12 protein-coding genes are annotated in these 20,185 nt (G+C 35.8%); 11 read left to right on the top strand and 1 reads right to left on the bottom strand.

Annotation, left to right across the window (positions count from 1 at the left end):
- Positions 1-178: 178 nt before the first annotated feature.
- From NSQ18_RS04320 to NSQ18_RS04285, 8 genes are all read left to right on the top strand, one after another.
- Positions 179-1,279: an S-layer homology domain-containing protein gene (locus NSQ18_RS04320; protein WP_168412352.1), complete on the top strand. Its 1,101-nt coding sequence runs from the start codon at positions 179-181 to the stop codon at positions 1,277-1,279.
- Positions 1,280-1,513: 234 nt separating this feature from the next.
- Entirely contained in the window at positions 1,514-2,437 is a 924-nt protein-coding gene (locus NSQ18_RS04315; RefSeq protein ID WP_016837948.1) for a C40 family peptidase, read from the top strand.
- 225 nt (positions 2,438-2,662) lie between these two features.
- Positions 2,663-4,624: an N-acetylmuramoyl-L-alanine amidase gene (locus NSQ18_RS04310; protein WP_339289125.1), complete on the top strand. Its 1,962-nt coding sequence runs from the start codon at positions 2,663-2,665 to the stop codon at positions 4,622-4,624.
- A 357-nt stretch (positions 4,625-4,981) separates the two neighbouring features.
- The gene (locus NSQ18_RS04305) at positions 4,982-5,893 is read left to right on the top strand and encodes a C40 family peptidase (protein ID WP_339289123.1); all 912 of its coding nucleotides are present in this window, start codon (positions 4,982-4,984) and stop codon (positions 5,891-5,893) included.
- 295 nt (positions 5,894-6,188) lie between these two features.
- On the top strand, positions 6,189-7,646 hold the full coding sequence (locus NSQ18_RS04300) for an N-acetylmuramoyl-L-alanine amidase (protein ID WP_339289121.1): 1,458 nt from the start codon (positions 6,189-6,191) through the stop codon (positions 7,644-7,646).
- A gap of 201 nt (positions 7,647-7,847) precedes the next feature.
- Positions 7,848-9,272, top strand: coding sequence for an MBOAT family O-acyltransferase (locus NSQ18_RS04295; protein WP_339289119.1), 1,425 nt, complete (start codon positions 7,848-7,850; stop codon positions 9,270-9,272).
- A gap of 48 nt (positions 9,273-9,320) precedes the next feature.
- The gene (locus NSQ18_RS04290) at positions 9,321-10,499 is read left to right on the top strand and encodes a DHHW family protein (RefSeq protein ID WP_016837953.1); all 1,179 of its coding nucleotides are present in this window, start codon (positions 9,321-9,323) and stop codon (positions 10,497-10,499) included.
- A gap of 392 nt (positions 10,500-10,891) precedes the next feature.
- Positions 10,892-12,178 (top strand): oligosaccharide repeat unit polymerase, encoded by a 1,287-nt coding sequence (locus tag NSQ18_RS04285; RefSeq protein ID WP_339289117.1) that lies wholly within the window; start codon positions 10,892-10,894, stop codon positions 12,176-12,178.
- Positions 12,179-13,977: 1,799 nt separating this feature from the next.
- Here the strand turns inward: NSQ18_RS04285 and NSQ18_RS04280 are convergent.
- Positions 13,978-15,891, bottom strand: a complete 1,914-nt coding sequence (locus tag NSQ18_RS04280; RefSeq protein WP_339289115.1) for an S-layer homology domain-containing protein — start codon at positions 15,889-15,891, stop codon at positions 13,978-13,980.
- Between the two features lie 198 nt (positions 15,892-16,089).
- Here NSQ18_RS04280 and NSQ18_RS04275 point away from each other — a divergent pair, with 198 nt between their 5' ends.
- The 3 genes from NSQ18_RS04275 to NSQ18_RS04265 all read left to right on the top strand — a co-directional run bounded on the left by NSQ18_RS04275 (position 16,090) and on the right by NSQ18_RS04265 (position 20,055).
- On the top strand, positions 16,090-18,366 hold the full coding sequence (locus tag NSQ18_RS04275; protein ID WP_339289113.1) for an S-layer homology domain-containing protein: 2,277 nt from the start codon (positions 16,090-16,092) through the stop codon (positions 18,364-18,366).
- Positions 18,367-18,573: 207 nt separating this feature from the next.
- Entirely contained in the window at positions 18,574-18,801 is a 228-nt protein-coding gene (locus NSQ18_RS04270; RefSeq protein ID WP_339289111.1) for a hypothetical protein, read from the top strand.
- A 129-nt stretch (positions 18,802-18,930) separates the two neighbouring features.
- The gene (locus tag NSQ18_RS04265; protein ID WP_339287653.1) at positions 18,931-20,055 is read left to right on the top strand and encodes an IS4 family transposase; all 1,125 of its coding nucleotides are present in this window, start codon (positions 18,931-18,933) and stop codon (positions 20,053-20,055) included.
- Positions 20,056-20,185 lie beyond the last annotated feature (130 nt).

Below are 20,185 nucleotides of genomic sequence, written 5' to 3'. Positions count from 1 at the left end.
ATTAATAGAAAATTTATCTGATACCTTTGATGTTGAGAACGTAATTCTTTTTTATCAAATCATATTTCTCTATTAACAAATCATGAACCTTTTGAAAATAAAAGGTAATTTTTATAAAAATAGAGAATACATAAAAAAAGGTAGTTATTTTAGTTTTATTGAAGTGGAGAGAGAATATATGAAACGTAACACAATCATAATAACCACCGCTATCATATTGTTTTTAAATGGAGGTTTTTTACATAATAGAGTTCATGCAATGGCGGGAGAAGAGCGTGTTAAATCAACTGAACTGCAAACTCCCTTTCAAGATATAAGCAGTTCTTTTTGGGCTGCAACACCAATTTTGACACTAAAGGAAAAAGGATACATGGACGGTTATCAAGATGGCACCTTTAAACCGAATCAGTATGCAACTCGAGCGGAAGCGGCTAGTGTTATAGCGAGATCGTTAGAAATTCCCCTCGAAACGGATTTTGAATTAAACGCAAAAGATTTATCACCCAGCCATCAATATTATCAAGAAATCTGCAAGCTCGCAGAACTAGGGATTGTTCAAAATAGTGAGCATTTTCGTCCGGAAGAACCGCTAAGAAGAGCACAAATCGCTAAAATGTTGGCTCTTAGTTATGGTGTTCAAGTGGACCATGTGAATAAAACTTCATTTAAAGATTACAAAAAGGATTACTGGGCTAGAGATTATATAGAATCGCTAGCAGATGTAGGAATCATCGAAGGTACAACACCTACTACTTTTTCACCTAATCAGTATGTAACAAGAGCACAGTTGGCAGTTCTCGTTTATAGAGGCATTGAATTTCAAAATAAAATAAAATCTTATCAGTTAGCTTATGACTATTTGTCGAAACACTATATTTCTACGGTCAATAGTGCAGTGAATTGGACAAATGAAGTGATTGATTTAGTAAATGAAGAACGTAAAAAAGTTGGAGTCCCTCCTTTGAAACAAGATTTAGCACTCACTCAATTGGCGATTATTAAGGCACAGGATATGATACAGAGAAAATATTTTGATCATTTCTCTCCTTATTACGGGCATCCTTGGGATATGGCGACACTCTTTGACTATGAATTTACGAGATTTGGTGAAAATATTGCACGTAATTTTGATCAACCAAAAGATGTTGTTAATGCATGGATGGCTTCAGAAAAGCACAGGGAAAATATGTTGAAAGAAAATTATACGAATATAGGCGTGGGAATAAAGTCAGATTCTCAAGGAAACTATTATTGGGTTCAATTATTTTCTAGCAAATAACTGTAATAAACTAGTATCTTTTATTACAGGAATGTTACAATACCTGTTATATAATTTCATAATTTTTCTATTAGAAGTGCCGAATTTCCTTTAAAGGTAAGGATTTCGGTATTTTCTGTTATATAGCAAAAAAGTTACACAATTGAAAAATTACTAGAGTCCAATCTATGATAGTCTATTAACTGTGAGTATATAGTAACGGATTTAGCAATGTTCGAAAGGGGCCGAGTGTTCGTGAAAAAGAAATGGTTGTTGACGATTTTTACATCGTTCTTACTTGTATCAGGTTTCGGAGCAAACAATGCAGTAGAAGCAGCTACAGTAGATGAATTAACAAGCACAGCGAAACAATACATAGGAGCACCATATAAATATGGTGGTACAAATATTAAGACTGGAATCGATTGTTCAGGGTATACGAGATATGTATTTTCTCAATTAGGAATTTCGTTGAAACGTACATCTAAAGAACAATATACTCAAGGCACAGCTGTTTCAAAAAACGAATTACAACCAGGAGATTTAGTGTTCTTTAATACTTCTGGAAAAGGCGTATCCCACGTTGGAATATATTTAGGAGATAATCAATTCATTTCCGCTACTACATCAGGTGGAGTTGAAATTGATAGTCTTAACGATCCGTATTACTGGGGCTCTCGTTATATTGGTGCAAGACGAGTAGCTACATTTACAACAGAAGAAGCTGAACAAGTAAAAGAAGCAGCAATCGATTTTAGCGTTTATGTTTCTCGCGGTGAAGCTGCAATCCGACTTGCTGAAGCATTAAACTTAGATACAACTGATCAAAATTCACCATTTATTGATGTGAAGCCAGAATCTAAATATGCTGGTGCAACAACGGCCTTAAATAAATTAAATATCTTTACTGGAGATTCAAATGGAAAATTTAACCCAGGTTCACCGATTACTCGTGGTCAATTAGCAAAAGCATTAGTGATAGCATATGGTTTAGAATTAAAAGGTGAGCCAGCAACATTTGCTGATGTTTCTAAAGAACATTGGGCATACGAATATGTAGCTATTTTAGCTTCCAATGGCATTGCGACTGGTAGAGAAGACGGAACATTTGGAGTAGACGAATACGCAACTTTCGAACACTTGGACACTTTCATTGAACGTATTAAAAATGCACAATAATCCATATTAGCTACCAACTTTTCTTGTAGGAAATTAAATAAATTTATAAGTAGAGAGGTTTAACAAACCTCTCTTTTTTTAGCATTAAGCGAGAACTTCTTCATTCTAGAATCGTTAATAGATTATATAAAGGATAAATTTAGGGAAACAGGTAGAAAAGACTGATGAATGAAAATAATTCTTTTGATAGAATAAAATTACTATCTTAGAAGGGCGGGAAATGTATTGTCTTTAAAAAAAATAAGTTTATTAATAGGTTTTATACTTTGTTTATCTTTATTCAATATACATACAACTAGTGCAAAAGTTCAGTTTGTCGATGTTCCACCATCTTATGATGCCTATGAAGAAATCCAATATTTAATTAACTTAGGTGCTATTAAAGGGTATGAAACGGAAAATGGAACATATTATAAACCACATCAACCAGTTACGAGAGGACAAGCTGCCAAAATGGTAGTCATTTCTTCTGGGTTGCAACCGTTGAAAGTAAAACAATCTTCTTTTAAAGATGTACAAACAGGGACAGAACTTTCAGGTTATGTGGAAAGAGCAGTAAAAGAAGGATATTTTTCTGCTTCTAAAAATGGAGAATTTGGTCCTTACGTTAACTTAACTCGCCAAGAAATGGCGAAAGTTTTAGCAACTGCCTTTCAATTAGATGTGGAGAAGTACGCAAACTTAACGGTGCCTTTTAAAGATATCAATCCGAAACATCCTTATTACAAATACATTTCTGCAATTTATTACAACGGTATCACGAAAGGGAGTCCTTCCGGTAAAGAACGCGTATTTATGCCGGAATCTTCCGTTACACGTGGACAATTTGCTTCCTTTATTGCCCGAGCGAAAGAGGAAAAATATCGATTAGAATTACCAGTGCAAGGCGTGCAAGTTCCGAATGAAAAAGATGCTATTGGAACAGTGGCGGCGACAGTTGATTACTTAAATGTCCGCACTTCAACCGATACATCAACAAACGCCAATCGAATTGGCCAAATCAATAAAGGAACTAAACTCCCTTTATTTGAAATTCAACCGGGTTGGTTTAAAGTGATGTATAAAGATCAATATTCCTATATTTCAAGAGATTACGCTCAAGTAGTGGATGAGACTGGACAACCTCTCGGAAAAGTGCAGAAACATGTGATTGCAGTTGGAAAAGTGAATGTTTATAAATCTAGCAATACCAATTCAAAAGTGATAGGTTCTTTTAACGCTGACGAGCAAATACCGGTTTATAAAACAGTAGGTGAATGGTATTTAACAGAAAAAGATGGAGTTCCTGGATACGTTCAAGCTTCTGCTACGAAACAACCGGTTGTGGAGAAGCCTGTTGATCCGCCTGTAAAAGATCCAGTAGAAACGCCGCCTGTGAAAGATCCTGTAGATAAAGACCCAGTTGTTGAAACACCTACTTATACGACTAACACAATTGGTCGTGTTACAACGAATGCATTAAATATTCGAGAGAAAGCAGACGCTACTTCTAATTCTCTTGGAACATTAAATAAAGGAGAAGTAGTGGCTGTTCATTCGATTAGTGGGAACTGGGCAAATATTACAACGAAAAATGGCACGAAAGGCTATGTGCATAAAACGTATTTAAAACTTATCAATCAAAAAGGTAGTCCAGTAAAAGATCGCGTGATTATTATTGATGCGGGGCATGGTGGTAAAGATCCAGGTGCAGCAAGTAACGGAGCCGTGGAAAAGGAAATAACTTTAAAAGTTGCAACAGTTGTGAAAAATAGATTAGAAGCCGATGGTGCAAAAGTTATTATGACTAGAACGGGAGATACGTACCCGACGTTAGAAGATCGCGTGAAAATTGCGCTTAATAATTACGCGGAAGTGTTTGTGAGTATACACGTAAACTCTGCTTCAAATGAGAGTGCAAAAGGTACAGAAACGTACTATAGCGTTGCGGGTAACGTAAATATTGAAGAAGATGAAACATTGGCAATAGCCATTAACGATCAAATTGTGAAAAATGCAGATATGAAAGATCGTGGTGTGAAAAAACAAGATTACTATGTAATTCGCAATATGATTCTTCCTTCTGTGTTAGTAGAATTAGGATTTATTACAAATCCTGAAGACCGTGCAAAATTGACAGATCATGAATATGTCGAAATCTTTGGTGATTCAATTTATAAAGGAATCGTAGAGTATTATCAAAAATAATAATTGGGCTTGCGTTAGAAATTCAAGAAAGCGAATTGAGAAAACGATGTGTTTTCCAATTCGCTTTTTTATATTTCTAGACAACCTTATTATTTGGAATTCAACCCTTATTTTTAATAAAAATCCAACATTATCCACTTTGGTTTTTGATTATTATCAAAAAAATATTACATCTAGATTACAAATGCTACTCGCAAATAACAATTTTCTCTATAATGATAAAATTTTCTTTTCTAATCGATTTATTTCTGCAATAACGAAATATAAAACGTTACATAAATGAAAAATCACAGGGACAGGATTTATGGTAGGCTCGAAATAGATTGCGAACAGAGGAAATTGAAGGAGGAATTGACAGTGAAAAAAAAGTGGTTAATTCCAGTATTTGCATCATTCATGATTTTTACATCTCCTTTGATTGATGCAGAAGCTGCAACACCACAAGAATTGGTTTCAACAGCTAAACAATACATAGGCGTACCGTATGCTTGGGGCGGCACTACATCGAGTGGATTTGATTGCTCTGGATTCACGCAAAAAGTATTTGCTGATTTAGGATACCCATTAAATCGAACATCTGCTGGACAATTTGCTCAAGGGACAGCCGTTTCAAAACAACATTTACAAATTGGAGATTTAGTATTCTTTAATACATCAGGACAAGGTGTTTCCCATGTAGGGATTTATATAGGAAACAATCAATTTATTAACGCTTCTTCAAGTAAAGGGGTAAGCATTGCTTCATTGGATAATAGCTACTGGAAAAATCGCTATGTTGGTGCAAAACGAGTAATCGATTTTTCGAAGCAACAAGCTTCTGAAGTGAAAAATGCATCGGTTGATTTGGGCTTTTATGCCTCTCGCGGGAAAGTAGCTCTTCGATTGGCAGAAGGACTAGGGCTTGATACTTCCGATACGAACTCTCCATTTATCGATGTAAAGTCGACAGATTATGTAGCAGGAGCCGCAACAGCCCTAAATAAATTGAGAATTTTTGAAGGGAATGAGCAAGGAAAATTCAATCCGAATTCCCCAATTACTCGCGCACAAATGGCGAAGGTTCTAACAGTTGCCTTCAATTTAAAACCAACTGGAAAAAACACTGTGCAATTCCGGGATGTGGATCAAAATCATTGGGCATATGACTATATTACAATTTTAGCTCAACATGGTATTACGATTGGAAAAGGAAATGGCTTATATGGACCGAATGACTATGTGACACTTACACAGTTAGAGACTTTTATACAGCGTGCGGTTAGTAAATAATTTTTGAGTGGTTCTGCATTGCTAGAAAAGAGAAGAACTTTAATTGGTTTTGAAATTCTTCTCTTTTATTGAAGCAGTGCAGAAATTTGTTTATTAAGGAATTTTTTTAAGAAATATTGTGCAATAAAGAAGAAATAGACCGCTAAAGCGAGAGGAAATTCTTATGAAAAAATACTAATAATCTATTTTTATTCCAAAAAAATGGAGTGATTGCTTTAAATTTCATCAAAAAAATGTTATCAATGGTAATAGTGGATAACATTTTGGACTAATTGGAGGGAGGAATACAAAAGGAATGTCTTTGAAAAAAACGAGTATTCTATTTTCATTTTTAGCCATTGCAATATTTGCTATATTCAGTTCAGAGGCATATGCAAGCCAGAGATTTGCAGACGTCCCTTCAACCCACGAAGCATTTCATCAAATCAACTATTTGGAAGATAGGGGCATCATTGAAGGGTATTCAGAAAATGGGACACGAGTGTTCAAATTATATCAACATGTTACCCGTGGACAAGCTGCAAAAATGGTTGTATTAGGTGCAGGTTATAAACCATTGAAAGTAACACAATCTTCCTTTATCGACATTGATCCAAAAACAGAACCGGAATTGTCTGGATATGTTGAAAGGGCAATGAGTCTAGGTTTATTTAACGAGGTACCGGATAAACGATTTAAACCGCACACACCACTTACTCGAGGAGAAATGAGTAAAGTTGTGGCAACTGCTTTCAAATTAGATTTAGAAGAATATGCTTCTTATCCATCACCATTCTGCGATATTACTTCGGATCATCCGTATTTTAAATATATTAATGCCCTATACTACAATGGTATTTCTCAAGGAAGTAAAGGAAAATTTAACCCAGATAGTTATTTAACAAGAATGCAATTTTCTTTATTTGTTGCGCGGGCAATGGACAAGCAATTCCGTTTAACCGTAAAACCTGTCAACGCTCAAAATCCATGCCAACATCAAACAGCTCCAGAAAAAACAGATACGATTGGTCGGGCAACAGTAAATAATTTAAATGTTAGAAGTGAAGCGAATAATCGTTCCGAGATAATTGGAAAATTGAATCGTGGAGATGAAATATATGTCATTTCGATTGATGGTTGGTGGGCGAAAGTAAACTACCAAGGTTCTATTGGATATGTACATAAAACCTATTTAAAATTGTTAAGCCAAAGCGGTTCTAAAGTAAAAAATCGCATTATTGTCCTTGACCCAGGCCATGGTGGAAAAGATCCGGGCGCAGTAAAAGGGAAATACGCAGAAAAACGTATCGCCTTAGCTGTTGCCAATGTTGTGAAGCGGAAGTTAGAAAATGATGGTGCAATTGTTTATATGACGCGTGAAGGAGATACATATCCTACATTGCAAGATCGAGTAGATTTTGCTCATAAACACTATGCCGAAATGTTCGTCAGCATTCATGTGAATTCAGCGTCAAGTTCCAGCGCTAAAGGAACGGAAACTTATTATAGTATTTCAGCGAATGATAACGAATTAGAAGATCGCGCTCTTGCAACCAATATTAATAATGAAATTGTAAAGCAAGCGAATATGCAAAATCGAGGAGTAAAACGAGCTGACTATTATGTAATTCGACATTCCGTCTTTCCTTCTGTATTAGTAGAATTAGGGTTTATCACAAATAACGAGGACCTTTCAAAACTTGTAAATAGCAATTATCAAGAAGTATTTGGAAACGCTATTTATCAAGGAATCGTTCATTATTATAGTAATTAATGGCTTTTAGATTTTCTGAAGATCAGCAGGAATTTTCTTGCTGATTTTTTCTTTAAACACCAACCTATATAATTAAAGATAGCACTGATGAAGACTTTAGTTTACAATGAACAAAGTAGAGATTTTTGACATAAGTCAATAGGTTATGACGAATTTCAACGAAAAAACTAAACACTATTTTATAAGTATTGGGGTAATACCATGGTTTTCAGTAGTTTAGTGTTTTTATATTTATTTTTACCTTTGATAATCATTGCATATTTCATATTCCCAAAAAGTTTTCGCAACATATTGTTATTGATTGCGAGCTTGATTTTCTATGCGTGGGGCGAACCTAGGTACGTCTTTTTAATGCTCATCTCCATACTGGTGAATTATGTGATGGGGATTGTCATTGATCAGACGCCACCTTCAGCTAAGAAGAAGCGTTTGTTGATTCTGACGCTTGTTATCAATATTGCGATTTTAGGTTATTACAAATATGCGGGCTTTTTCATTGGGATATGGGAAGATTTATTCCATGTAGACATTGCATTTGAGGAAGTTCCTCTTCCGATTGGAATCTCTTTCTACACGTTCCAAGCGATGAGCTACATTATTGACGTATACAGACAAGAAGTAAAAGCCCAGCGAAATTTAATTGATTTATCTCTATTTATTTCTTTATTCCCTCAGCTTGTGGCGGGTCCAATTGTACGTTATCAAACGATTGCTGATCAAATTAAGCACAGAATTATACAAAATGAAGATGTCATGATTGGTACCCGCAGGTTTATTCAAGGGTTAGCGAAAAAGGTGTTAATCGCCAATCCAATGGGCGCTGTTGCAGACCAATGTTTCGCACTCTCAGGTGATAGCTTAACGACAGGGACAGCTTGGATTGGAATCATTGCTTATACGCTACAAATTTATTTTGATTTCTCTGGATACAGCGATATGGCCATTGGATTAGCTCGCATTTTTGGATTTAAGTTTTTGGAAAACTTCAATTATCCATATATTAGTCAAACGATAACAGAATTTTGGCGCAGATGGCATATTTCGTTAAGCCATTGGTTTAGAGATTATGTCTACTTCCCGTTAGGTGGAAGCCGCGTCGATGCCCAGTGGAAAGTGTATCGAAATTTATTAGTCGTATGGACATTAACAGGATTTTGGCACGGTGCCAGCTGGACATTCATGGCTTGGGGATTTTATTACGGAGTATTAATTTGCTTAGAAAAGAGGTTTTTATTGAAATGGTTAAACAAAATTCCAAGAGTGTTCCGCCATGTATATGTTTTACTGATTGTTATGGTCGGTTGGGTATTTTTCCGTGCAGATGATTTTGCTTATTCTTTTGAGTACATTCAAACAATGTTCTTTTTAAATGATGTTCCCTTGTATGATTATCAAACATTGTTGTTTTTGAATGATTATGCGATTTATTTTGCACTTGGAATCATCTTCTCAATGCCGATTTATCAATTGTATTTAAAATGGAGTGAACAAAAGGCCGAGGAAAACAGCGGTTATTATATTTCACTACAACTCGTACAGACAGTGTATTATTTAATCATTGTTGCGATTGTGACAATGTTTTTAGTGAATTCAACACATAATCCGTTCATTTATTTCAGATTCTAATCGTTGATTGCAAGCTTGTTTAGTAATGCATAGATGCTAGGTGATAAGATGAAAAAATTAGAATTGCTGTTGCCCATTAGTTTCTTCATCGTCATATTTGGCATGTTCGTCTGGCATGCTTTCATTCCGGATCAGAAAGTTTCTGAAATGGAAAACCGCAATTTGACGGTGCTAAATAAACAGCCAACAATGGAACAAATCTTTTCGGGCGAATATTCGAAACATCTTGAGGAGTATTTTACAGATCAGTTTCCAAAGCGAGACGATTGGCTAAAAAATTATATTTTATTACAAAAATTTACTGGGAAAGTCTATTTTAATGATAAATATTATGTGGAAGAAGATGGTTGGATTGCTGCTAAACCAGTAGTGGAAATGGAAGATGAATCGGTTAGAAATTTCGTCAATGAATTAACGGACATTTCCAAAGAATTGACAGCAGCGGGCATACCTTTTACTTATTATTCTTTTCCTGCAAAAGCCACATATATTTTGAAAGCTCCTGACTATATGCCAGAGGATGTTGGACAAGTAAGAAATCAAAAAGTCCATGAATTATTGAAGGAACAAAATGTAGATGAAGTTCGTTTAATAGATTACATAGACAATACAATTTCGGTCGAAGAAATGTATTTTAAAACAGATCATCATTGGACGATGAGAGGAGCATATGCGGCTTATGAAGCATTGATTCGAACGTTAAACGAAAGAATGGACTGGGCTCTATCCCCAATGCCATATGATGAAAACAACAATGTATGTCTGAAAAATGAATTTTTAGGTTCTTGGAATAAAATTTTGGCGATGACGGTAGAGCATGATGATCAAATTTGTTACAATGAGCCAATTGATTTTTCAGAGATTTTAACGATTTATGAGAGAACGGCTACGAGAGAATTTCAAGTGGATGTAGAGCAAATTTATGGAGTGGCAAAGGGGTTTGACGAATCACGGCCAGTCAACTATAGCGAGGGATATAGTCGCGACTTTTTAGAATTGAATATTTTTAATGAAAAACCTCAAGTGGACAAGCATCTTGTAGTGATTAAAGATTCTTATTTTAATCCAATTCAATTTCATGTGGCTTCTCATTTCCGTCAGTTGACGGTGATTGATTTACGCTATTTTGATAAGCCGCTAATTGAATATTTGTTGGAAATTCAACCAGATTACGTTGTTTTAGCGTATAATGACCGAAATATGAATGTTTATCTAAAAAATGAATAAATTTTGCATCGTTTGCTTTTCATAATTGTTTCAAGCTCAGCCATACTGAAATTAGAAAGTTAGAAGAGAAAATGTTGTGGCAGACAGGAATTATTATTTAAACATAATAACTTCCTATTTGCCATATTTTATCTCAACTCATTAGTATTACCAAGTGCCTCTATCGAAAATACATTTGCGAATCGATTTTATCTAATGTAAAATGCATGAATGTGGATGAGGGACTAGTGAGCTATCTGAAATTGTTAATGCATTGAAATCTACTTATTTTTTGATAGAAATGAATCAAGCACTTTATTGTGCTATAATAGCCTTTGATTTGTCGAAAAAAATACATAATGAAGAGAGGGAAATGAAGAGCATCCAATTGCAATCGATGTTCGCAATGGTTTATGAAAGATAGGATAAAAGCAACCGTAAAGAATATAAATAAAATAGATACTTTTTCGCCATATTTCTTTTTACCTTTTATTTTAATGGCTTATTTTGTCATTAGTTTATTTGACTTCTGGCGATTTGATTTATTTAATGTTAGAAAATCGATTTGGCCGGCAGTCATTTTGTCCGTTCTTTGTTATTACATAGGTGTATATATTGCTGACCGAAGAAATTGGACATTGCCAACGTTTGGGCTGTCTAAGTTAAGTAAATTTATTGTTCATTTTATTGTCATCTTAACTACAATCGGTTTAGTGGCGTACGTATTGATGATTGCCCAAGGAATGATCGGGCTTTCTGATGAATCTGTTCGTCGAAATTTAGACCCGAAATTAAATTTCTTCAGCCATTTATTATGGTACGGGGTATTGTTGCTCCTTTCTTATAAAATGATTAAAGAAAAAAACATGACAATGAAAAAAGCATTCGTTTATGCTGGGTTATATGGTGTAGTGATGTTCCTATTTTTATTAATGGGATATAGAACACCATTAGCGTTAATGTTATTTACAGGCATTATCGTATTCCATTATGTGGTGAAGCGAGTTAAGCTCACTTGGTTCCTTACGTTTCTTACAGTTGTTGCAATATCATTTGCTTTATTCGGATTTTTCCGAGTTGTAATGGAAGATACATCACAAGAATTCAATACGCGAGAACAACCAGATCGCGAGCATTTAGAGGAAGATGAATTAGAGAAGTTATTAACTGCTGAAGACAGAGTAAATGCGACACCAAAATGGATTTTAGCTTTAAATGGTGAAATGGTTACAGGTCATATTGTGTTAAGTAAAATTATTGAGTATACCGAAGAAGAAGGGTATCTCGGTGGAGAAATCCATAAAGGCATTTTTAGTACAGTATTACCAGGTGAACAAATTTCACCTCGTATGCAAGTAACTGAAGTAGTGAACTCCTTAAGCGTTGAAGAAGGGAAGTATATTACTCGTCCTGGTAGAACGACAACCCCAACATTCATTGGACAATTGTATTTAGATGGCGGCTATATACTTGTAATTATTGGCTTCTTGCTTTATGGTGCACTTGTATCAATGCTTTATAATAAGGTGAAACAAGCAGGCGTAAAAAGCTTCCACACAATTGCATACGCTTTTGTATTAACTTTATTTACCGTAACCATTCATACAGGGTTACTAGATTTAATTTTCATCTTAATGCTAGGCTTCGTAATCCTTGCTTCAGCAATTAGCAAGACTGATAAGGATCGGGTAATGTTATAGCTTTAGGTAGTTTTTGGACGAATAGATTTATACTCGTGTTTTGAGTGTATTGACACCTTTTGAATGAAGCGATTCATTCAAAGGGTGTTTTTTAATTGCACGGATTGTTGGTTGGATTAGCTGACAAGATAAGGGTAGGGATTATATGCAGCATGAGGAGCTATCCGCACGAGTAACGTGATAATTTGCAAAAGTAGGGAGTTAATGCGAACGAGTTAGGAGATTATCTGCACAAGTAGGGAGTTTATTCGGACGAGTTAGGAGATTATCTGCACAAGTAGGGAGTTTATTCGAACGAGTTAGGAGATTATCTGCACAAGTAGGGAGCTTATTCGAACTAGTAGGGGATTATCTGCACAAGTAGGGAGTTTATTCGAACGAGTTAGGGGATTATCTGCACAAGTAGGGAGTTTATTCGAACGAGTTAGGAGATTATCTGCACAAGTAGGGAGTTTATTCGAACGAGTTAGGAGATTATCTGCACAAGTAGGGAGTTTATTCGAATGAGTTAGGAGATTATCTGCACAAGTAGGGAGTTTATTCGAACGAGTAGGGGATTAATCTACACATGAGAAGGGGGATCTGCCCGAGCAGGGGATATATCTACATAAGGAAGACGTTTACCCACTCGAGTTAGATGTAAATAAAAGGATTAAGATGTTTTTCTATTCCAGCAAATGAGCTAACCACACGATTGAACGAATTCCGAATAGATATATGGAGTGGATCTAAATAAGAAAAAATTGTAAGTAAAAACCGAGAAATCACTTTAGTAAAGATAAGATAATAGTCAAATTCAAAGGGATAATAGTCAATCTAGGTAAAATAATAGCCAAAGCCGAAAATTCGCTCCAGCAGAGATGAAATAATAGTCAAATTCAAAGAGATAATAGCCAACTCGGCCGAGATAATAGTCAATCTAGGTAAAATAATAGCCAAAGCCAAAAATTTGCTCCAGCAAATAAAAGATAATAGTCAAAACCCAAGCGATAATAGCCAACTCGGCCGAGATAATAGTCAATCTAGGTAAAATAATAGCCAAAGCCAAAAATTTGCTCCAGCAGAGATGAAATAATAGTCAAATTCAAAGAGATAATAGCCAACTCGGCCGAGATAATAGTCAATCTAGGGAAAATAATAGCCAAAGCCAAAAATTTGCTCCAGCAAAAAAAGGATAATAGTCAAAACCCAAGCGATAATAGCCAACTCGGCCGAGATAATAGTCAATCTAGGGAAAATAATAGCCAAAGCCAAAAATTTGCTCCAACAGAGATGAGATAATAGTCAAATCCAATAAGATAATAGCCAACCTGCTCAAGATAATAGTCAACCCAGGTAAAATAATAGCCAAAGCCAAAAATTTGCTCCAGCAGAGATGAGATAATAGTCAAAATCAAAGAGATAATAGCCATCTCGCCCTTGATAATAGTCAATCTAGATAAAATAATAGCCAAAGCCAAAAATACGTATCAGCAGAGATGGGATAATAGTCAAATCCCAAGAGATAATAGCCAACTCGGCCAAGATAATAGTCAATCTAGGTAAAATAATAGCCAAAGCTAAAAATTCGCTCCAGCAGAGATAAGATAATAGTCAAAATCAAAGAGATAATAGTCAACTCACCTGAGATAATAGTCAATCTAGATAAAATAATAGCCAAAGCCAAAAAATCAAGATTCTCTATCAAGTTTGTATTTCGCCCGAATGTAAACGCAAAGTGTCTATAAGATAAAAAAGTGAAATCGACTCGTTTATGTCGATTTCACTTTTTTAATTTCGAAGCAATCCTATCCTTACTTCTATTTAACAGTATCCAAGATGATAACGTATTGTGAGCTTACGTATGCGACTTTATGGTCACGGCTGTCTGGAATGATTTCATACCAACCGTTTGCTGCAAGGTTTGTGCTTGTAATAATGACTGGAATATTTGTCCGGCTGTATCGATAAATTGGCGTGTTATTATTAGTTGTCGCTACAGAACGAACATTTAATCCTTCAATATTCGTTAATCCGATTGTATATGCGTTATTTGCATCTTTAAACCCTAAATATTTATCTGCACGGTAGTAGTGGCCAGCTGCTTTTGCACCCCAATAAGGATCGGATGCGTATTTCACATTAAATCCGATTCGTTTTGTTCCGAATACAGGACCGTGAGCGAATGGTGCATTTGCAGGAATGTAGTTTTTCCACCAGAATTTTTCCATCAGTTCACGAATGCTTGCTTCAGGAGAATCGAATTTCACCTTTAATGGATCAGTGTCATACACATACAAACCGAATAAGTTGTTGTATTGCTGCGCGTAATCACTCATCCCCATGTCGCTTTCGTGCATTGCAAGAGCAAGTATCATCATCGCATTAATCCCGTAGTCTTCTTCAATGGCTTTCAACTGTTTACCTAATCCTATCAATTTACTTTTCTTAGAAGCATCAACATAACGGCCGCCAGCTTTTTCTCGCTCTGCTAATGCGTATTGAATGTACTTGTCGATTTCTTCAGTTGAATACTGTGTTTTTGAGTGAACAGGTAGGAATTGGTAATAATTGTAATATGTAAACTTTTCCCCCCCATTGTAGAAATTAATGCCGTCCCAGCTGTAGTATTTTACCCCAGGTTTCATTTGGCTTGGTGCTTTTCCATAAATATAGCTTGCTTTATCGTTTCCTGTTTTGTGATCTACTAGGACGTGTTTCATTTCTCCGCCAACGTTTAAGTAATAGTGGCGACCTTTTGATAAGGAGAAAGGAATTAATGATACAGTGTTTGCATCCACATATCCAACTTGTCCTGCTAAATTCACTTTCACACGGTTGCCTTCAGATTGAAGATATTGCATTTCTGTTTCTGAAGCTACGCTGATCTTATCTTTTACCGTTTCAGAGTCTAAAACCGTGTAAGATTTTGCAACGACGAAACCAGAACCTGGTTTCATGTATACGATGTTGTTATTTTTTGTAATAACATGAGTGTCTTTTGAAACGCTTTTTAATACAGTGTCGTAATCAAAAGAAGTAATTTTTGTAGAAACGAGTTGTCCACCCTGAATATCTTTTAATTCATATGGTCCAAAGTTAATCGCTTCTTGATTACCAGCTACCTCCATCATCCGAATGATGAACGTTGCAGCTTGTGATACCAGCGTATTTTTTAATGGATAAAAATACACGCCATCAGGCATTGTGGAACCTTGAATAATTCCCTTTTCTGTACCTGTTGCAACCGCAGAATAATATTCTTTATAAATTTGATGTTTATCTTTAAATTGCAAATCTTTCGCCGTGCTCGTAGGAATCTTTAAATGCTTCATTGCTCGCTCAATCATGACAGCCATATGTTGGCGAGTAATCGGATCATTCGGTTTGAATGTGCCGTCTTCATATCCGGTAATAATCCCTGTTGCTGCGGCATTTTGAATATCTTGATAATAGGGACTATTTGTTGGTACGTCCTTAAAATCAATATTTTCTTCCGCTTTTGGTAAGCCGATCACTTTGGAGATAAACGCTGCGAATTGGCCACGTGTTACAGTAGCGTTTGGATTGTAATTGCCATTCGCATCAGGCGTTAAAGCCCCTTTCATAATTAAATATCGTAATCCCCGTTCATGATAGTTGCGTGTTACATCGTCTGCAGCCTGTACTTTGCCAGTTGAACAGAGCGAAAAAACTAGCAAAATACTGAAAGCCATTAATAGAAATTTTTTCATGTAGTACCTTCTCCTTTCTCTACCTCCCATACTAACAAATTTCTATTAAGTTATTAATAGGATAAATGGTCAATTATATGAATTTTATAATAATAATAGTGAAAAAAGTATTATTTTATATTTCTAGTGTTTTTCCTTTTATATTTATAGTTTAATATGTTTTAATGGAAAAGAAATGAAAGTATGGGGGGAAGGAAGGTGAGGGCTCTTTTTGAGCAAAATCAAATGAAGAAAATTATTTCAATATTATTTGCTTTTGTGCTTTTGTTTGGGACTGTGGCACCTGCTCAAGCGAATCAATCAGTCAATGAGCAATATCCAGTGTCTTCTGGAGTGGTGTATAGTCAATATACATATAAAACTTCAAAAACAAATGTAATCAATCATCTATCAATTAATTTAAATGATCCATTTACGAAAGTAGATATTGGCTTACCTAGTGCTTACAATAAGCGAGAAACGGTAACGGCAATAGCAAATCGAGACTCTAAAGATGGTAATAGAGTAGTAGGAGCTATTAATGCTGCATTTTTCAATATGAGCGATGGGGTTCCATTGTTTTTAATTGCAAAAAATAATCGCATTATTAACGGTGGGGCGATCTCTGAAGGTGCGGATCAATATTTGAACGTTCCAACAGCTTTCGGTATCGATAAAAACGGACAAGGCATTATCGATTATTTTGATTTTCAAATTACGATGACGACAAATGGCCAATCGTATCAACTGACTGGCATGGACCGTGTTCGGAATGGCAATGAGGTCATCGTTTATACACCGAACTATTACAAAGGCTATACAGATAATAATCAATATGGATTCGACATTATTGTTGAAGGAGATACACCAATCGGAGAAATATATTTCGGAGATACGATTTCTGGGGTAGTGAAAGAAATCGCTCCTTATGGGGAATCAAAACATCCTATTCCGAAAAATGGTTTCATTCTATCTGTCCAAGGCGGCTCACCTTTAAGTAAAACGTTGTCTAGTTTACAAATTGGTCAACAGATTGATGTGAACTTTTCCATCGACTCAAAATGGCAAGATGCACAATTTATTGTTGCGACAGGGCCTTTTTTAGTGCGCGATGGTAAACCGTATATTATGATGAGCACTGCTTCTAGCCGAGCAAGAGAAGTAGCGCCTAGAACAGTTGTAGCAGTGAGTAAAGATAAGAAAACCGTTCATTTCATTACTGTAGATGGAAGACAGTCCCACAGTAAAGGGATGAATATGAAAGAACTTGCAGATTATCTAGTTTCTTTAGGAGTAGATACGGCCATTAACCTTGATGGTGGCGGTTCAACAACAATGGCAATGCGTAAATATGGAAGCAATGATGTAGTTGTCGTGAATAAACCATCAGGTGGGTCCCAACGTGCAGTACATGCGATTTTAGAAGCAATTAGCACTGCACCGCTTGGAGAGGCGAAAATAATGAAATTTACTCGTACAAATGTCGGTACGATGTTGGAAGGAACAAGTTCCACTGTCAGCGTACAATATGTACTGGACGAGTACTATAATCCGCTGTCAATTACTCCTGATTCTATTAGTCTAGCATCACAAAATGGAACTTTAACGATTAGTGGTACGACATTTACAACAACAAAAGCAGGACAAGATCGTATTTACATTATGTATAATGGAAAAGTCGTTCAATCTTTCCCAGTGACAATTGTTGATGCACCAAGTCAAATGACAATTAAAGGAGCACAAGAAGTAGTCGTTGGAGCAACGCAGAATTATACAGTTGAAGCAAAAGATGCGGAAGGTAAAAATTTAATTTATAATGCAAATCAAGTGAAATGGTCGGTAGAAGGAAATATCGGAACCATTACTTCTACAGGACAATTTAAAGCAACGACTGCAGGTAGCGGTAAAATTATTGCAACGTTAGGTTCAAAGACTGTTTCAATTCCTGTAAAAGTAAAAGAGAAAGTAATCTTTAAAGATGTCCCTACAAATCACCCATATTTCAATGAGATTAGTTATAGCGTAAAAAACAATATCGTCACAGGGTACAGTGATGGCACATTTAGACCGACAGAAAATATTTCCCGGGAGCATGCAGCTGTCATTTTAACGAGAGTTCTGAAATTAGATACGACAAATGTTCAAAATCCGAACTTCAAAGACGTTCCAACGAATTATCCTTATTACAAAGAAATTGCAGCGGCAGCAAACTACGGATTAGTGAGCGGTAAAAACGATGGCACTTTTGATCCTAAAGGTAAGCTGACGCGTGCACAAATGGCGAAAATTTTAGCGATTGCCTTTGAATTGCATGGTTCAGAAAGTAAATCAACAAAATTTAAAGATGTTCCAACAAATCATTGGGCATATCCTTATATCGATGCATTAGCTTATAGCAAAGTCACAACGGGATACGAAGATGGAACATTTAAACCAAATGAAAATATCAATCGTCAACATTTTGTTCTATTCGTATATCGTGCTATTCATCGTTAATTGAAGTTAGTAGAATGGTAGCTCTGTACTTTGTCATTTAACGTTGAATAGCCAACCTTATCTATAAAGGGGCATATCCCTTTGAATAGAAAAATCATAGAATGGGAAATCTAGGTTCATCATAAAAAACTCTCCCCTACTTTGATGTGGAGGAGAGTTTTTATATGATATAATTGTTCATTATTAAGTTATAAAGGATGTAGGTTCATGAAAATCGGAATCGTAGGTAATTACGGTAATGATAATAACGGGGATGAATCGATTTTGCTCAGCATCATTATGCAGCTTGAGCAAGCATTTAATATCTCCCGTGAAGATATCACCGTTTTTAGCAATAACACTCAACAAACGAGTGAACAATATGGAGTTCAAAGCTATCCATTATATTATAAACGCAAAAATTTATATAAAACTTTTTATACTACATATCACTAGCGTCGCATTAAAATAATTTAACACCTTCAAATAAACCGAATTTTCTGAAATATAATCTAAACACAAAAAAATCCTTTATAATGGTTGGGTGGTAGTAAACCATCCAAATCCAATACAAAGGACAAAACCATGGATAAGTTTACACGAAAAACATCATTTGAACAATGGTTTTCACCGATTAATCGTCCATTATTTGACGACCTAGTGAAAACACATCAATTAAATCACTATACCAAGAAGCTTTATATGGCTTCATTTATGAAACTGCTTTTGTATGCCCAACTCCATGAAACCGAGAGTTTACGGGCGTTGAGTGACGCTGTCTTTTTAGAAGAATTACAACGAGCAACGGGATTGGAATCGATTAGTTTTTCACAGTTAGGGAGACGAATCAATACCATCCCAACTGAGTTCTTTCAAACGATTTTTCTCGATTTAGTGGCACAAATTCATCGGAAAACCAATTTCCAAACAAGAAGAAAAGTGACAACGCCTTTGAAAATCATTGATTCGAGTACATTACCGCTTAATTTGACCAATCATAAGTGGGCAGAGTTTCGAAAAACAAAATCAGGAGTAAAGCTTCACTTACGACTTGTTTTTATGGAAAAAGGACTCTCCTATCCAGATAAAGCCGTACTCACGAATGCCAACGAACATGATCGTGGTCAACTAGAAGTATTCGTGGATGACAAAGAATGCATGTACGTGTTTGATCGTGGTTACTTGGATTATGGGCGCTTTGATCAAATGACGGAAGATGGCTATTTCTTTGTGACCCGTTTGCGTAAAAACGCTGTTGTCCGAGTGTTAGAATCCTTTTCGTTACCAGAAGATTCACCCGTATTCTCTGATGAAATGGTTGTCATTGGAACACCACAAAATCGTTCTGAAAACGTGTTTCGCTTACTCAAATTGCATGATACAAAAGGAAATGAGCTTCATTTACTGACAAATCGGTTTGACATTGACGCAGATGAAATTGCAGAAATCTACCAATCACGTTGGGCAATCGAACTTTTTTTCAAATGGATGAAACAACATCTGAACATTAAAAAGTTTTTTGGTCACAGTGAACAAGCTGTACATAATCAAGTGTACGTAGCCATGATAGTGTACTGTCTGAATGTTTTAGCTCAGCTGAACACGAATAGCGAACGCAGTTACTTACAAATTAGTCGCTATTTGAAGGCTTCTTTGTGGAAATCCGCTCACATTTGGTTACGAAAAATCGAAGGAAACGGCGTCCCATAAAGGTTTGCCAGTCGTTGTTGCACAAGTCATAGGTTATAGTAAAAAAATGGATGTTTACTACCCTCGCTTAGGTGTTTTCGTTTTTTCTCTAAAGTCCAGAAAAAAATAAAACTGAAAATTCAGACATCAT

The organism is Ureibacillus sp. FSL K6-0786 (assembly GCF_037965165.1).
GTDB classification, from domain to species: Bacteria; Bacillota; Bacilli; order Bacillales_A; family Planococcaceae; genus Ureibacillus; species Ureibacillus thermosphaericus.
Note: the sequence above shows the minus strand (reverse complement) of the source record. Positions and strands in the feature narration are given on the sequence as shown.

Excerpts from the sequence above, each read along its gene's own strand:
- NSQ18_RS04295 (WP_339289119.1), top strand. The coding sequence starts at position 7,848 with ATGGTTTTCAGTAGTTTAGTGTTTTTATATTTATTTTTACCTTTGATA.
- NSQ18_RS04285 (WP_339289117.1), top strand. The coding sequence starts at position 10,892 with ATGAAAGATAGGATAAAAGCAACCGTAAAGAATATAAATAAAATAGAT.
- NSQ18_RS04290 (WP_016837953.1), top strand. The coding sequence starts at position 9,321 with ATGAAAAAATTAGAATTGCTGTTGCCCATTAGTTTCTTCATCGTCATA.
- NSQ18_RS04280 (WP_339289115.1), bottom strand. The coding sequence starts at position 15,891 with ATGAAAAAATTTCTATTAATGGCTTTCAGTATTTTGCTAGTTTTTTCG.
- NSQ18_RS04265 (WP_339287653.1), top strand. The coding sequence starts at position 18,931 with ATGGATAAGTTTACACGAAAAACATCATTTGAACAATGGTTTTCACCG.
- NSQ18_RS04300 (WP_339289121.1), top strand. The coding sequence starts at position 6,189 with ATGTCTTTGAAAAAAACGAGTATTCTATTTTCATTTTTAGCCATTGCA.
- NSQ18_RS04270 (WP_339289111.1), top strand. The coding sequence starts at position 18,574 with ATGAAAATCGGAATCGTAGGTAATTACGGTAATGATAATAACGGGGAT.
- NSQ18_RS04320 (WP_168412352.1), top strand. The coding sequence starts at position 179 with ATGAAACGTAACACAATCATAATAACCACCGCTATCATATTGTTTTTA.